12 protein-coding genes are annotated in these 15,379 nt (G+C 51.5%); 7 read left to right on the top strand and 5 right to left on the bottom strand.

Features of this window, described 5'->3' with window-relative positions:
• Positions 1-131 precede the first annotated feature (131 nt).
• The gene (locus ACFVSO_RS27050) at positions 132-401 is read right to left on the bottom strand and encodes a hypothetical protein (RefSeq protein ID WP_387479837.1); all 270 of its coding nucleotides are present in this window, start codon (positions 399-401) and stop codon (positions 132-134) included.
• Between ACFVSO_RS27050 and ACFVSO_RS27045 the strand changes: the two genes are divergently transcribed.
• The 3 genes from ACFVSO_RS27045 (at position 372) to ACFVSO_RS27035 (ending at position 6,713) form a co-directional block, all read left to right on the top strand.
• Positions 372-2,879 (top strand): GH39 family glycosyl hydrolase, encoded by a 2,508-nt coding sequence (locus tag ACFVSO_RS27045; RefSeq protein ID WP_387479836.1) that lies wholly within the window; start codon positions 372-374, stop codon positions 2,877-2,879. The two genes, ACFVSO_RS27050 and ACFVSO_RS27045, sit on opposite strands and share 30 nt — an antisense overlap.
• Positions 2,880-3,122: 243 nt before the next feature.
• Positions 3,123-4,361 (top strand): PTS sugar transporter subunit IIC, encoded by a 1,239-nt coding sequence (locus ACFVSO_RS27040; RefSeq protein WP_387479835.1) that lies wholly within the window; start codon positions 3,123-3,125, stop codon positions 4,359-4,361.
• Between the two features lie 72 nt (positions 4,362-4,433).
• The gene (locus ACFVSO_RS27035) at positions 4,434-6,713 is read left to right on the top strand and encodes a beta-glucosidase family protein (RefSeq protein ID WP_387479834.1); all 2,280 of its coding nucleotides are present in this window, start codon (positions 4,434-4,436) and stop codon (positions 6,711-6,713) included.
• Positions 6,714-6,893: 180 nt separating this feature from the next.
• On the opposite strand, the gene ACFVSO_RS27030 is transcribed toward ACFVSO_RS27035, so the two are convergent.
• The 3 genes from ACFVSO_RS27030 to ACFVSO_RS27020 form a co-directional block, all read right to left on the bottom strand.
• Entirely contained in the window at positions 6,894-7,388 is a 495-nt protein-coding gene (locus tag ACFVSO_RS27030; protein ID WP_387479833.1) for a hypothetical protein, read from the bottom strand.
• Positions 7,389-7,595, bottom strand: a complete 207-nt coding sequence (locus ACFVSO_RS27025) for a helix-turn-helix transcriptional regulator (RefSeq protein ID WP_387479886.1) — start codon at positions 7,593-7,595, stop codon at positions 7,389-7,391.
• A gap of 172 nt (positions 7,596-7,767) precedes the next feature.
• The gene (locus ACFVSO_RS27020) at positions 7,768-8,880 is read right to left on the bottom strand and encodes a metallophosphoesterase (RefSeq protein WP_387479832.1); all 1,113 of its coding nucleotides are present in this window, start codon (positions 8,878-8,880) and stop codon (positions 7,768-7,770) included.
• 348 nt (positions 8,881-9,228) lie between these two features.
• On the opposite strand from ACFVSO_RS27020, the gene ACFVSO_RS27015 reads away from it, so the two are divergent.
• Positions 9,229-9,771 (top strand): hypothetical protein, encoded by a 543-nt coding sequence (locus ACFVSO_RS27015; RefSeq protein WP_387479831.1) that lies wholly within the window; start codon positions 9,229-9,231, stop codon positions 9,769-9,771.
• Between the two features lie 85 nt (positions 9,772-9,856).
• Here the strand turns inward: ACFVSO_RS27015 and ACFVSO_RS27010 are convergent, their stop codons facing one another.
• Positions 9,857-11,224, bottom strand: a complete 1,368-nt coding sequence (locus ACFVSO_RS27010; RefSeq protein ID WP_387479830.1) for an MFS transporter — start codon at positions 11,222-11,224, stop codon at positions 9,857-9,859.
• A 112-nt stretch (positions 11,225-11,336) separates the two neighbouring features.
• On the opposite strand from ACFVSO_RS27010, the gene ACFVSO_RS27005 reads away from it, so the two are divergent.
• The 3 genes from ACFVSO_RS27005 to ACFVSO_RS26995 all read left to right on the top strand — a co-directional run bounded on the left by ACFVSO_RS27005 (position 11,337) and on the right by ACFVSO_RS26995 (position 15,368).
• Positions 11,337-11,687: an ArsR/SmtB family transcription factor gene (locus ACFVSO_RS27005; RefSeq protein WP_387479829.1), complete on the top strand. Its 351-nt coding sequence runs from the start codon at positions 11,337-11,339 to the stop codon at positions 11,685-11,687.
• Between the two features lie 284 nt (positions 11,688-11,971).
• Positions 11,972-13,756: a sensor histidine kinase gene (locus ACFVSO_RS27000; protein WP_387479828.1), complete on the top strand. Its 1,785-nt coding sequence runs from the start codon at positions 11,972-11,974 to the stop codon at positions 13,754-13,756.
• Positions 13,731-15,368: a response regulator transcription factor gene (locus tag ACFVSO_RS26995; protein WP_387479827.1), complete on the top strand. Its 1,638-nt coding sequence runs from the start codon at positions 13,731-13,733 to the stop codon at positions 15,366-15,368. Before ACFVSO_RS27000 ends, ACFVSO_RS26995 begins: the two co-directional genes overlap by 26 nt.
• Positions 15,369-15,379 lie beyond the last annotated feature (11 nt).

Here is a 15,379-nt window from a genome sequence, read left to right as displayed (position 1 = left end):
TTTTTCAGAAGCTTGGCCGCGATGGGTATGGCCGAATACGACCAGGTCGATGTCTTATTGCTGCGCAATATCGAAGCCAAGCGGTTGATGGTACAGCAACATCAGAGCATTTGAGGGGTTCACGCTTTCAGTCACTCCGCGAGCTCTGCCCGGTCCTTATCGCTATAGTCTTTGCGACCGATCAAAGCGAGCCTGTCCTCAACTTCGACGTATTGGTCGTACAGCACCTTCATACCGCTTTCCTCCAGAAGATCGATCAGCTCTTGGATCTCGCCGTTGAAGCGGTCAAGATTGTTACGGATTTCTTTGCAAAGCTGTTGTAGCCGCCCTTCAATCCATCCATAATAGAAGGATGGAAGGGAGTACGGGCCATGCGTTATTACTACGAAATGATTGAACATCAGGATGACTTGCCGATCCGTCTCTTCGTCAACAGCGTTGAGCATATCCCGTTTCATTGGCACAAAGAGCTCGAATTGATTTATGTGCTGCAAGGAACCGTTATCGTCCATGTGGATCAGAAACAATATGAGCTGGGGCAGGACGGGATCATTGCGATTAACAGTATGGCCGTCCATCAGATTGAGCGAACGATACAGGACAATGTGCTGCTTACATTGCAATTCAATCCTGAGCTGCTTGGCGATGGAGTCAGCCTGAACTGCATCTCGGATCAAGGAGAAGGAAGCCATCGTGGGGCGTTCGACCGGATCCGCAGCGAGCTGGCGCGGATGGCGTGGGAAACCAGCAAGAAAGCTCCAGGCTATCGAAGCTTTGCGCTGGGAAGCCTGCAACTGCTGGCGGGATGCTTGCAGCGATACTTCGCCAAGGATGCGGGACAAGTCGGCAACAAAGATGCCAAGGATTACGATTATATAAGGCTGAGCCGTGTCCTTCAATATGTAGACAGCCATTACAGCCAAAAAATTACGCTGCAGACGATGGCTGATCAGGAACATCTGAGCTTGCATTATTTCTCTCATTTTTTCAGCGATAAGATCGGAGTGCCATTCCAGAAGTATCTGACCTCCGTCCGTTTGGAGAAGGCGGCTGCCGCCTTGACGGAAACCGGCAACAGCATGACACAGATCGCGCTGGATTGCGGATTTGCGAACGTCAAGCTGTTCAATAAATATTTCAAGGAAAAGTTCGGCTGCACGCCCAGCGTCTATCGGGAATCGGCGTTGAATGCCGGGTCGGCACAAGGGAATCGCAAGCCGTTAACCTATGAAGAATCCTCAAGCGGCGATTATTATGAGACCGATACCATTCAGGCGATGAAATCGCTGTTCCGTTATCTGGAGCAAGATGAGTCGAAGGATCGGGAAACAGGCCATCGTCTCTCGCCGGTCGCTGCGGAAGAGGAGGTGCTCCTCTCGATTGATGCCGCTGCGGAGGGTACGCCTTATGCGCCGCACTGGAACAAAGTGACGACAGCGGGAAGAGCGGCGGAGGGATTGCGCTACGATTGGCGTGAGCAGTTTATGGAGATGCAGAGGGAGATGCGGTTCAGCCACATCCGCTTTCATGGTATTTTCAACGATGAAATGATGGTTTACCAGGAGAACGAGGAAGGCGAGCCGATCTATAACTGGGCTTATGTAGATAAGCTTTACGACTTCTTGCTGGAGGCAGGCATTCGTCCGTTCGTTGAGCTCGGCTTCATGCCGAGCCTGCTGCGCCGATCAGGGGAGACGATTTTCTGGTGGAGAGGCAACATCTCCCCGCCCGCGGATCAGAACAAGTGGAACGGCTTGGTCCGTGCCTTTCTCATTCACTGTCTCAACCGGTACGGCATCGAGGAAGTGAGGCAATGGTACTTCGAGGTATGGAATGAGCCCGACCTGTCCGGAGTCTGCTGGGCAGGGAGCAAGGAAGAATATTTCTTCTTCTATGAAGCAACCGCACGAGCCATCAAGGCCGTCGATTCCAGCTTGAAGGTTGGCGGGCCTGCGCTTGGCTACGGTTCATTATGGAATGACGAATGGACAGAGGACTTCATGGCTTATTGCCAGGATAGAAGCGTTCCGCTTGACTTCTTCTCCTTCCATGTCTATTCGGAGTACCCGCAGCGGAAGGATGAGGCCGACAAGCTTACGAGAATCATGCCGCCTTCCTATTACCTTGACAGCGTAGTCAGGCTGAGGTCCAAGCTTGGCATAGAGAAATCGCCGTCTCTGGAGCTGTATATGACAGAGTGGAACTTCTCGTTATACGACCGGAATCTGATTCACGATACGATGTTTATGGCGCCATTTGTCATCCACCATGCCGCAGCGACAATCGGGACGATGGATGCGATAGCCTTCTGGTCGTTCACGGATGTGTTCGAGGAGAGTGTTGTCCCGCCATCACCATTCTACGGAGGTTTCGGTCTAGTGAATCGGGATGGCCTGAAGAAGCCGGGGTATTTTGCGCTGAAGCTGCTGGGCAAGCTGGGAGAACGACTCATAGCCAAGGGTGACGGATATATCGTGACTGGGAGGCAGAGAGGCGGACTGCAGCTTTTGTTCTATTATTACACGCATGTCGACAAGCTGTTCGCAAGCGGGGATTGGTCAGGCTTGACGGAACTGAGCCGTTATTCTGTCTTTGAGGAGAACGGGCATAGAGCCATCACAGTACTGCTGGAAGGGCTGACGGGAATCTACAAGCTGACAAGCTATCGTCTGGATCGGGATTGCGGCTCTGTATTCGACGAGTGGGTAAAGCTCGGCGCGCCTCTGCACCCTACACATGAAGAATTGGAGTATTTGGAAGGAAGAAGCGGACCGGCCATTGCGGCGACAACGATTGAGGCACATGGACGATATGAGCTGAACTGCACGCTCTCGCCGCATGGCGTAGCGATGTATCTCCTTGAACCGATTTACGAATAGCCAAGCAGGCATGGACGATATGCTCTTGGAGGAAAATCATCATAGACAACAAGCACCCCTGAGGCAGGGGTGTTTTTTGCTGTATAGGTACAATTTCCTCTAGGCAATCTATAGCTAACAAGCGATAATACGGCAAAATAACGACCTATCCAGGGCAAATAACGACAAGAAAGCGCTATCAAACAATTTTATACTAAATAAGCAATCATATGAGGCAATCAAATTGTATAGGGGGATTTGCGGATGGATCGTCTGATGAAATGGATGACGGAAAAATTTGCTCCGCGAATGGAGGCCATCACCAAAAATGTGTGGGTGGACTCGATACAAGAAGCAATTATGGTGACGCTGCCGATGATCTTTATCGGTTCGTTAATTACGCTGGTTTCGATATTGAAGGATTTTATACCCGCAATGCCGGATTTGACGCCGATTACGACGTTCAGTTTCGGATTGCTGGGGCTGTTTATTTCTTTCCTGACGCCTTATATGGTTATGCAGAAGAAGGAGCGACACAAGATTAAGCTCATCTCGGGCTTTACGGGCCTGTCCCTGTTCCTGATGCTGCTTAGTCCAACGTTCGGCGAGGACGGCTCCGTGCAGTTCGTGCTGGAGCGCTTTGGTCCGACAGGCATGGTTGCGGCACTGCTCGTCGGTATTGTCGTGGCGGTCGTCATGAATGTATTCAACCGGTTCTCCTTGTTCAGCAAGGATACCAAGCTGCCCGAATTTATTGTGGACTGGTTCGATTTCCTTGTACCGATCGCTATTATTCTGGCAGGAGGATGGGTTCTGATTTACCAGCTTCACTTCGATATCTTTGCACTCATTATTAGTGTGTTTGAACCGTTGAATGCGATCAGCCAGACGCTGGCCGGGTTCGTTTTGTTCAACTTTATCGGGGTAGTGCTCTATTCCTTCGGTGTCAGTCCTTGGGTGATGGTTCCGATTTTCTATGCGATCTGGTTCCCGGCGATTGAGGAGAATGCCGCGCTTGTGGCTAAAGGAATGGACCCTATTAATATCAATACGTTCGAGACGTTTTTCTCCGGCTGGGTAGGCGTGGGGGGATTAGGCGCAACGCTGCCGCTGGCTATTCTGTTCCTGTTCGCCAAGTCGAAGAAGCTGAGCTCCATCGGCAAAGCGACGGTCGTGCCTTCACTCTTCAACATTAACGAGCCGGTCATCTATGGCGCTCCAATTGCGTTCAATCCGATTCTGATGGTGCCAATGTGGATTAACGGCATTATCATCCCGGTTATCGTCTATTTGGCTCTGGATTGGGGACTCGCAGATATACCGAGCCAGCTGTTCCAGCTCTGGTATACGCCAATCGGCATTTCGACTTATATTGTATCCGGCATCAATGGATTGGTGCTGCTCGCCTTTGTCCTGTTGATTATGTTCGTCGTATGGTACCCGTTCTACAAAGTATATGATCTGCAAGAGCGCAAGAAAGAGGATGCGGAAGCTCAAGCGTAAAGCAGCCAGCACGAAAGAAGCTGCGAACGATCAAGAGTAAGCCGCAAGCTATAATAAAGGAGTGGGAGAATAATGAAACATACTGCCGAAGACCTGATAAAAGAAATGACGCTGGAGGAGAAGGCCGCCTTGTGTGCCGGACTCAATATGTGGATGACCAAAGGCATCGACCGGCTCGGCATCCCGGCTATTCATATGTACGACGGAACCAACGGCATTCGGAAGACCAGCAGCGATGAGGAAATGGGCATTACCAGTCAGAACTTGCCGGCAACCTGCTATCCTACCGGCTCGGCAATCGGCTCCTCATGGAATACGGAGCTGCTTAGGGAGATCGGCGTTGCTCTTGGCGCCGAAGGCAGAGAGATGGGCGTGGAGCTGTTGCTTGGCCCGGGCATTAACATGAAGCGTACACCGCTGGGAGGCCGTAATTTCGAATATTATTCGGAGGACCCTTGTCTGTCTGGCGAGCTGGGCGCAGCATTTGTGAACGGACTGCAAAGCCAGGGCGTTGGCGCTTCGGTGAAGCATTTTGCCTGCAACAATCAGGAGCACGAGAAGATGGTGACCAGTTCGGAGGTAGATGAGAGAACGCTTCGCGAAATCTATCTCAGCGCCTTCGAACGGATTGTGCGAAAAGCTAATCCATGGACCATCATGTGCTCATATAACTTGCTGAATGGCACGTATGCCAGCGAAAATGAGCATCTGCTGAATGATATCCTGCGCGAGGAATGGGGATATGACGGTGTCGTGCTGTCCGATTGGACGGCTGTTAACGACCGGATTCGAGGTCTCAAAGCTGGCCTTGATCTGGAGATGCCAGGTCCTGCAGACTACAACGCCAAAGCTATCGTTGCTGCCGTGCAGAGCGGAGCGCTGTCGGAAGATAAGCTGAACGCTTCTGTGCGCAGAATAGTGGAACTGGTTCGCAAGACGACGGCAGCCACCGAATCAGCTGGCGGTGCAGCAACCTCCTCCGATTATCACACGCTTGCAAGAAGGGCTGCGGCTGAAAGCATTGTTCTGCTTAAGAACGACAGCAGCATTCTGCCGATCAACCGCGAAGCGGTCAAGTCTATCGCTGTCATTGGACGTTTCGCAAAACAGCCTCGCATTCAGGGCGCAGGCAGTGCCGAGGTTACACCGACGTTCGTTGATATTCCGCTTGACGAGCTTCGTAAGCTTGCGGGAGACGAGATTGCCTTCACCTATGCGGATGGATACCCTCAGCAGGATATCATCGATGATGCCCTGATCGAGGAAAGCGCGAAGCTGGCTGCTGCTGCGGAAATGGCGATACTGTTCGTCGGCCAGCCGGAGTATGCGGAATCGGAGATGCATGATTTGAGCGGGATTGATCTGCCTGCTCATCAGGTGAAGCTGATCCAGGCCGTTGCCGCCGTTCAGCCGCGCTGCGTCGTCATTACAAGCAGCGGCACCGCTCTCGCCATGCGCCCATGGGTACAGCATGTACCAGGCATCATTCATATGTGGCTGACCGGACAAGGCAGCGGACGGGCGATCGCAGAGATATTGCTTGGCCATGTGAATCCGTCCGGCAAGCTGTCGGAGACGTTCCCTGTCAAGCTATCCGACAACCCTTCTTATATGAGAATTCGCGGCGAGAACGGCAAGCTCTATTACCGGGAGGGACTGTTCGTCGGCTACCGCTACTATGACAAGAAGGAGCTTGCTCCGCAATTCCCGTTCGGCCACGGACTGTCGTACACGACTTTCGCTTATGCCGGGATGAAGGCGGTCCAGCATGAGCGCGGCGTCACGGTGTCCTTCAGCGTGACCAACACAGGATCGGTATTCGGACAAGAGGTTGTGCAGCTATACGTCCATGATGAGGAATGCAAGTGGATCAGGCCGGATCAGGAGCTTAAGGCGTTCACGAAGATCGCGCTTGAGCCTGGAGAGTCGAAGGAGGTTTCCTTCGAACTGGAGGAACGTGAATTCGCCTATTACAACACGAAGTGGGGCAAATGGGTGGCTGAAACGGGCTACTTCCAGCTATCGGCCGGCAGCTCCTCGCGGGATATTCGGCTTCGTGAGCGGCTTTATTGCAACTTCGGGAAAGAGGAGATCTCGTTCCATAAGTTCAGTCTGCTGAATGACTGGATCAGCGACACTGACGCGCGCGACATTCTGGAGCGGACCCTAAATGCTATGAACGAGCATGTGGTAGACAAAGTAGTGTTGAATGAAGAATTTATCGGATTCTGGGGCGATTTCCCCGTCATTAAAGTCATTCAGATGTTCGGGCAGGTCTGGCTGAAAGAGAATACGCCGGATGCGGTGACAGAAGCGATGATCTCGGAATTCGAGCAAGTGCGCAGAGGGTAATCGAATCCGATTCAACTGGATTAATGCCCGCTTGACCAGACCATGAAGAAGTCATGTTTGTCGTTTTCTTTATCACATAGAGGGGCTATCCCAAAGGTCATCATTTTAGATGGCGGAGGGATACGCCCCTTTTTCATTTTGTAAGCGCGGACTGTTCCCGTTGGCCAGTAGCGCCAGCTCTTACCCCGCCTTCTGGCCGTTGCCCGCTTGCTTCTTCCGAATGGATATCATAACGAGCACATTCATCAGAACGGGCAGGATAGCGGCAAGCAGGAAGCGCCACTCGCCTGTCACAGCGGAAATAATCGCGAACAACAACAGAAAGGATACGCCGATTGCAATACTCAGTACAAGTTGAAGTTTGCTGTTTCTTCCTTCATCAGGGTCCTCCGTCATGCGCGCATGAAGGATGAAGAAGGTCAGCCCCCAACTGCCCAGATGGACGAACAGCAGAATCGCCAGCGACGGGATCGTGCCGATCGACAGACCGAATACTTCCAGCGACATCAGAACATAGATAGCCGTAATCGTGAAGTACCAGGAGATCGAGCGGGATTTGCTTGCCATATAAGCGTGCATCTCATCCAGTCCGTTGTTTTTGGCGGCGGCGCGTCTGCCGAAATACCATCCTGCTATTCCGAACAGAAGCCCTCCGTATATACCGAGATAAACCATCTACTTCTCCCCCTTTTCTTCAAATAGAAATACATCCTCGATTTGCATACGGAACGCTTTGGCGATTTTGAACGCGAGCTCCAGAGACGGGTTGTATTTCATCGTTTCGATTGCGATGACCGATTGTCGGGAGACACCGATGATTTCACCAAGCTGCTCCTGCGTCATGCCATGATCGGATCGCAATGACCGGATACGATTTTTAATAAGGAATCCCTCCAATCACGGAAGTTTCATGAAATGTAAAGTGAACTTTACGTAAAGTGTACTTTACATTCATGCTGCATGTCAATCTTTTCCTGATTCAGGTTCTCATGCCGGATAAAAAACAAATAACGGGATACCTCGATTAGAGGCATCCCGTTGTTGATGAAGGCGATTAATCTGCCTTATTCGAGAATGTAGCATGAATGAGAACAACTTCCGCTTGCGATCCGATCCGAATCGGAGGTCCCCAGAAGCCGAAGCCGGAGGAGACGATGGAATGAAGCTGATCCTTTTGCAGGTAGCCCCAATCATTTTCGAATAATCGCTGGGTAACCAGATGCGCAGGCGCGATCTGTCCGCGATGGGTGTGGCCGGAGACGACCAGGTCGATGCCTTGCCGCTGCGCGATATCGAAGCCAAGCGGCTGATGGTCAAGCAGCATCAGGGTATTCGAAGAATTGACGCCCTTGGTCAGCTCCGCGAGCTCAGCGCGCTCCTTGTCACTATAGTCTTTGCGGCCAATCAAGGTAAGCCAGTCCTCAATTTCCACGTATTCGTCGTACAGCACCGTCATGCCGCTTTCTTCCAGAAGATCGATCAGCTCCTGCATCTCGCCGTTGAACCGGTCATGGTTCCCCAGCGATGCATAGACGCCATAAGGCGCCTTGATCCCGGCGAGTATCTCGCCGATCCCTTTCTTCTTGTAAGGCACGATATCGTCATCGATAATGTCCCCCGGGAATAGCACGATATCCGGCTGCAGCGCATTGATCTCCTCGACGAGCCGGATGGCGTGTTTTTTGCCAGACAAGTAGCCGAAGTGCATATCCGAAGCCATCGCGATTTTCAGCTCGCCGCTTTCGGGACCTGGCTTGTCGATGCTGATATCGTAAGAGCGAACGGTAGGCGTATACGCATTGTAGCTGCCATAGCCAATGAGCAGGAGCAACGCTGTGAGTGTGACGATGCCGGCCCACTTCTGTACATGATGGCGAGGAAGGGAGGTTAGTCTGGAGAGCCAGACGATCAGATGAACGACGGGCAGCATCAGCACAAGCAAGCTGAAGATAGCCAGCCAATAGGAGCCGATAATGTTCAGAATGGCCGAGCCGGCGAACACTCTGGCGAGAATAAAGGAAGCAGCCAGGAAGATAAGTGCGGCAATATAGAGCAGACGGAATCGCCGGGATACCGAAGGCCTCATCCAAGACCAGCCGCTCCAGCCTATGTAGAACACAATAAGTCCGTATAACAACAGAAAAACAATGCCGATTGCAATAAACATGGTGCCCTCCTTTAAGATGTTAGTCCCATTATATCATCCGTCATGCATGAACTAAAAATTTACCTGTCTCCAGAGGAGGCAGCGGTCTTCATGCATCGCAGCATGATACCGAGTTTGTGCCATCCACTTCCTGTCGCATGTGTTCGGCATTCTATCCTGTTATAGCGGCTTCTTCATCGCAAGTAATCAAAAATGAGCCTCAAAAGGTCAATGGAGCGCGATATGGCTAGCGGTGCGGTGGATTGCGTTACACTTGTTTCGATCATCCGATAACTATTTACAATTTTCCCCTTTATGCTAGGCTTAACAAGAAGAGACGCTATGTACGAAGCGGGAGGTTGTAAAGCCATGTACGTTAAGTCAGTATTAATGCTGATCGTTGCAGGATTGCTATGGGGGTGTTCTAATGAAGGAAGCGAGAAGTCCTATCCGGATCACAAAACAGAGGATCTTATGGAGAAACATATAGAGGATCATACAGATGAACCTATACGGTTTTTACAGGACCAGACGAAAGCTACAATTACAGAAGTTGACGGTAAGGATAAGCTCGTAACGTTCGAGTATCTACTTGAGAATGAAGCTCCCGCTTCAAAGAAGGTATATATTGAAATCCTCATTCATGATGAGAAGTGGAGGGAACTGGTCGGCTTGGAGCATCTTCGTGTAAACGGAGAGCAATCGGAACCCGTTGCCTTAGAGCCTTCGGCAGAACATAGAGGCAGTGTATCGATCTCGATTCCGGCGGCAGCCAGCTTGCAAGATGAAGATATTGAAGCCCGTTTAACCGAGTCTGATGCTATCGAGATTCAAGTGGTTCATGCAGAGAACCAAGCTATACTTGCGAGCGAATATGTTCGTACGCTCGATGTTGTGAAAAATTCATTGTAAACTTGAACTTGTGATAGATCAAGAAAGCCCAAGCAACTGCCGGTTGGCGATTGTCTTGGGCTTTTCGTTCTGAGGATATCACTTTTTAGGATTGAACCTGCGCTTTACGGAACGTGCTTCTGAAGTACAGCATCGAGCACGCGATAGCGGCCAACACAACAACGGTCAATCCCCAGTAAATATTGCTGTAGGCATGGGAGAGAGACAGGTTCTTCTGCCAGACCAGCGCGCTTGCCGCTATGGCCACGCCGAAGGCGCCGCTGAAAAATTGCAGGAGCTGGAACAGGCCAAGTCCCGAACCGATCTGGGACGGCTCCAGAATACGGGACATCTCGTTCGAGACGCTGCTGGATAGAATCGTAAAGCTAGTGCTGAGCAGCATATAGATGAACAGGATCGCCCAGTAAGACAACCCTTCGAACAGGGCGAACAGCACGACCGCAGCCAGCAGGAACAGCGGGATATAGCGGATGATGGTGCAGTTGCCGTTCGTATCAATATACTGTCCCACACGTCTGGAAACGAACATCGCGAGCATAGCGCCCGGGAAGATGATCAGCCCCGCCTCAATAGCGCTTAGTCCATATTGCTTCACGAGAATTTGCGGCATAAGAAACAGCGTCGCAAAGCTGCATAGGTATGCGGCGATGCCGACCCCGCCCAGGATCAAATACGAGCGGTTGCGGAAGAGCGACGGCAGCACGAACGGATTGGCTGCGGTGCGGATGCGCACAATAAACAAGATGATAGATATTAGACCGAGAGCCAGCGCGATAAAGGATTGGTTCGTCAGGAACAGAAGCAGACCTGTTGTACCAACGCCGATGAAGATGGCGCCAATCGCGTCGAAGGAGCCTTTTTTCATCTTTTCCTTCGGGATGTAAGCCGCAAATAAAGGGACAAGTACAATCGTGACAGCGGTCAGCACGAATAGAACATGCCAGCCTATGTATTCGACGACTGCGCCTCCAACTACAGGACCAAGACCGAGTCCTAAAGATACCGAGGACATAATCAGCGCCATTGCTTTCCCTCTGCGTTCAAGCGGAACATAACGCGAGATCAGCACCAGTGACAGCGCGGGGATCGAGCCTGCACCCGAAGCTTGAACAACGCGCGCGCCGATCAGCATAAGGAAGCTATTGCTGAACAAGCCTGCGATAGCGGCAAGACTGAGTGACAATATGCCGATGATGAAAAGTCTACGAATTGGAACGAAGTCAGCCAGTCGGCTGTACGTAATGGACGAGATCGCAAATACGATGGAGTACCCCGTTACAATCCATGAGGTTGAGGATGCCGAAAGCTGAAAGGCTTCCGCTACATCCGGCAAAGCCAGATTAAACATCATCGTGTTCATGATGACGACGACAATGGTAATGCCGAGCAGTCCGAGTACAGCGCCTTCTTTCATAGCTCCTTGCTCAGCCGAATGATGAGTTTGCTTAGTCATGGGGTTTCACCTCCAATTTTTAAAGTTCGATTGTTATCGAACAATAGAATCATAGCACGCGTTATGGTATAATGCAATCATCTACATTATATTTTTGCAGGGGGCTATAGACATGAAAATATTAGTGCATCCCGACCGTGCAGATATCCATTTATCCTCTGTATTGTATGCCTTAAGCGATCCTCTCCGGCTTATGATCGTCTCTCAGCTACGCGATGTACCGGAGAGAGCCTGCGGTGAATTTGAATTGCCTGTAGCCAAGTCCACACAATCTCACCATGTCCGTACGCTGAGGGAGGCTGGCATCATCTATGTACGCTGTGTCGGCACGCAACGGCTTATCTCGCTGCGTGCTGTAGATCTGGAGGCGAGATTCCCAGGGTTGCTCTCTTCTATTCTGGAAGCGTATGAGAACTCGGGAGAGAAGGAGCGCATCATAAGCCCGGAGCATTCATCAGACTGATGAATAACCTTCTTATTATAGAAGTTTGTATAGAATCAACTTGAAGAAGCCGAATCGTTCCTTATGGCGCAGTATTCTTGCCTGGCTAAGTCAGCCAAGCGGACTGCGTCTTTTTTGTCGTGCTGAAGAAAGAACAGCGTCTCTTGCAGCTATTAGAGTCGTGAAAGTACTATTGAATAGTCGTATGGCGGGTAGCTCATAATGAGCAGAGGCGTTAGGATAGAGGGACGATTTTGCGGATAATGATAGCTGCCGGATAACCGAACAGAAAAGGGTGATCGCGCATGAGGGGACGGCTTGGCGGTATCCCATGGCAAACAATTAGGGTCAGGCTGGTGCTTGGCCTTCTCTGTATAACCATTCCATTGATCGCGCTGCTGATCTACAACAATCGGTATAGCGTGAATGTCATTCACAACCAAGTAGCGAATTCGAACAAAAACCTGGTATCCGTCTTCATGAAGCAGATCGATGACCAGCTCTCCGAAACGGAGCGTCATTTGATGGGTCTGATGCTGACGGAGCCCAATCTGCTGGCCATGGGGGAGGCGAGCCCGGAGGATGAATACATGATGGCGAAGAGCAGCGTGTCGCGGAGACTGACTTCGGATCTGATCGTCTATCCCTATATTGACGGTTTTTTTGTCTACTCGATCCCTAGACGGGATAGTGTAGAAACCTTTCGTGACGAGATGAGCTACAAGGAGCTGACCAACATCAGGGCAACGGTAGAGCAGCTTGCTATCGGACTGGCGGAGCAGCCGACTCATCTGAACAACAAATGGCGGGTGCAGCAGATGAATGACGAGTTCTACATCCTGCGCCTGTTCGGGGACGGCAATCTCTATATAGGCGCCTGGGTGAAGGCGAAGTCGATGCTGAAGCCGCTTAGCGCTATGCATGCGGGAGACCGGGGCGCTTCTCTTATTGTAGGCGGTGAGGGGCAAATCTTATCCAGCACGGAGGAGCTGGCTCATGCTGGACTAGACTTTACCCGGGGGTTCGAGAACCACTACTTGTCCGGGACGGATGAGGATTATCTGGTCGTTGGCGAATCCTCTGTGAAAGGCAGCTTCAATCTGGTTTCGGTGGTGCCGGACAGGCTCATTCTGGAGAATCTCCCTTACTTGGCAAAGGCTGCTTTGGTCGTAATCCTGATCGCTCTTGTTATGCTGCCGCTCAGCCTATGGTTTCTTCGCAAGGTGCTGCTGCTTCCGCTTCAGAAGATGACTAAAGCAATGCGGCGTATTGGAGAGGGCAATTTCAATACGAAGATTGAGGAATCTTCCGTACAGGATGAATTTCAGCTAGTGAACCGAACCTTCAATCATATGATTACGCAAATTGAGGAATTGAAAATTCATATCTACGAAGAGCAGATCAGCAAGCAACGCGCGGAGCTGAAGCATCTTCAATTACAGATCAACCCTCATTTTTTCATGAACTCATTAAATATTGTGTACAATCTGGCGCAGGTGAAGCAGTACAGCCTCATCCAAGAGATGACGATGTGTCTGGTCCACTATTTCCGCTATACGCTGCAAAGTAATCAATCTCTTGTGCTGTTAAGAGACGAGCTGAAGCATGTCCGCAACTTCCTGCGCATCCAGCAGCTCAGATTCCCGCATCGTCTGGTGATTGAGATCGATGTGCCGGAATATTTGCAAGAAACACAGGTTCCGCCACTGCTCTTGCAGACCTTTGTGGAAAATGTGGTGAAGCATGCGGTGCGGATGGAGGGCACCAATACGGTGACGATCGAAGCGATGCTTAGCGGCTTGGAGGAAGAGCCGACGGTTATCCTGTCGGTTCGCGACAATGGCCCCGGATTTTCCGATGAGGCGCTGGAGTCGATTCGGTCGGGCAAGCAGCTAGTGGACGAGAAGGGCGAGCATATCGGATTATGGAATGCCCGGGAGCGGCTGAGATTGCAGTACGGGGACCGCTCGTGGATGGATTGCTATAATGACGAACCGCATGGAGCTGTGGTGGAGATGGGCATACCGCTCAGAGCGGATTCGTCTCAGAAGGAGGAGAAGGACGATGTGTCAGCTTCTAATCGTAGATGATGAGCTCATCGCAGTGGAAGGGCTGAAGTCGGGTGTGCAATGGTCTGCTATCGGCATCAGCAAGGTATTCACTGCTCATAGCGCGGAGCAGGCGAAGGGCATATTCGGACAGGAGAGGATTGATATCCTGCTGTGCGATATCGAGATGCCGCAGGCCACAGGACTTGAGCTGCTGGAATGGGTAAGACGGCATTATCCCCGGACGGAGACGATCTTTCTCACCTGCCATGCGGACTTCGGGTACGCCAAGCAAGCGATCCAGCTGGGAAGCCTGGATTATTTGCTGAAGCCGATTCCGTATCCGGATTTGGAGGAGACGATCAAGAGGGCGATACGTAAGCTGGATCAGGATAACCGGAACAGCGAGTTCAGCCAATACGGGAAGTATTGGGTCCAGTATCAGCCGCTGCTTGTGGAGCGGTTTTGGCTGGACATCTTGAACCAGGCCATCCCCGGAGATGCGGAAGCGATCAGAAAGGCCGCGGAAGAGCGCAATATTCCCTATACGAATGAAATGCGTTTTCTGCCGGTGCTGATTCATGTGCGGAGATGGCATAAAAAAATTACGCTGCGTGATGAAAAAATTATGGAGTACGCCATCCGCAAGTCGGCGGAGGAACTGCTCCTGAATGAGCTGGAAAACGGTTTGCTGATTTCGCTTGGCGACGGCTATATGCTCGCCATGATGAATCTGGAGTCGCAATCAGCGGTGAACGAGAAGCTGAGAGCAGGCTGCGAGCAATGGATCGAGGCTTGCCGCACGTACTTCTTCGCGGGTGTATCGTGTTATATCGGAGAGACAGCCCATCCCGACCAGCTGGCTTACATGTTCCTTCGACTGCGCAAGCTGGATGAGAACAATGTGGCTCATGATCAAGGGGTATTCTCCTTGCAGGACCCGCAAATCTTGTCCTCAGGAGGCATGCCGCCCGACATCGGAACCTGGTCCATTCTATTGAAGGAAGGCGCGCGCGAGCCGTTGCTGCTGGCGGTTGAAGATTATATGGGGATGCAGGTCGCATCCGGCGGACTGGACTTCGACCGATTGAATCAATTCATACAAGACTTTCAGCAGATGGTCTATTATGTGCTGCAAGTAAAAGGCATCCAGGCGCATCAGCTATTTGGGGACAACGACTCCATAACGCTGCATGCTGCGGCGACGCGCACGTCGACCGATGCCTTGGATTGGATTCGCCATATCGTGGACAAGTCGATCCAGTTCGACAGTGCACTCGACCAGACGCAGAGTGTAACGGAGAAGGCCAAGGCTTTCATTCATGAGCATCTCTCCGAGGATATTTCCAGGGACGATATTGCGAGTCATGTCTACTTAAACCCGGATTATTTGACGCGGATATTCAAGAAAGAGACCGGTATGTCAGTATCCGATTATGTGCTGCAGCAACGGCTTACCTTAGCGGCGGGTCTGCTGGCGCAAACGGAACTGTCGGTCAGCACGATTGCCAGCAAGGTCGGTTACGCCAACTTCTCGCATTTCTCCAGAATGTTCAAGAAGTATTTGAACCTGAGCCCGCTGGAATACCGCAGCCAGCAGCAAGCTGCTAGTCCCCGGCCCGCAAGTCGTGAAAGTGACAGTGGGAAGTCGTAAAGAGGGCAGAG

It is taken from the genome of Paenibacillus sp. NPDC057967 (assembly GCF_042887015.1).
GTDB lineage: Bacteria > Bacillota > Bacilli > Paenibacillales > Paenibacillaceae > Pristimantibacillus.
The sequence above is the reverse complement of the archived record's forward strand: the minus strand, read 5'-3'. Positions and strand labels throughout refer to the sequence as shown.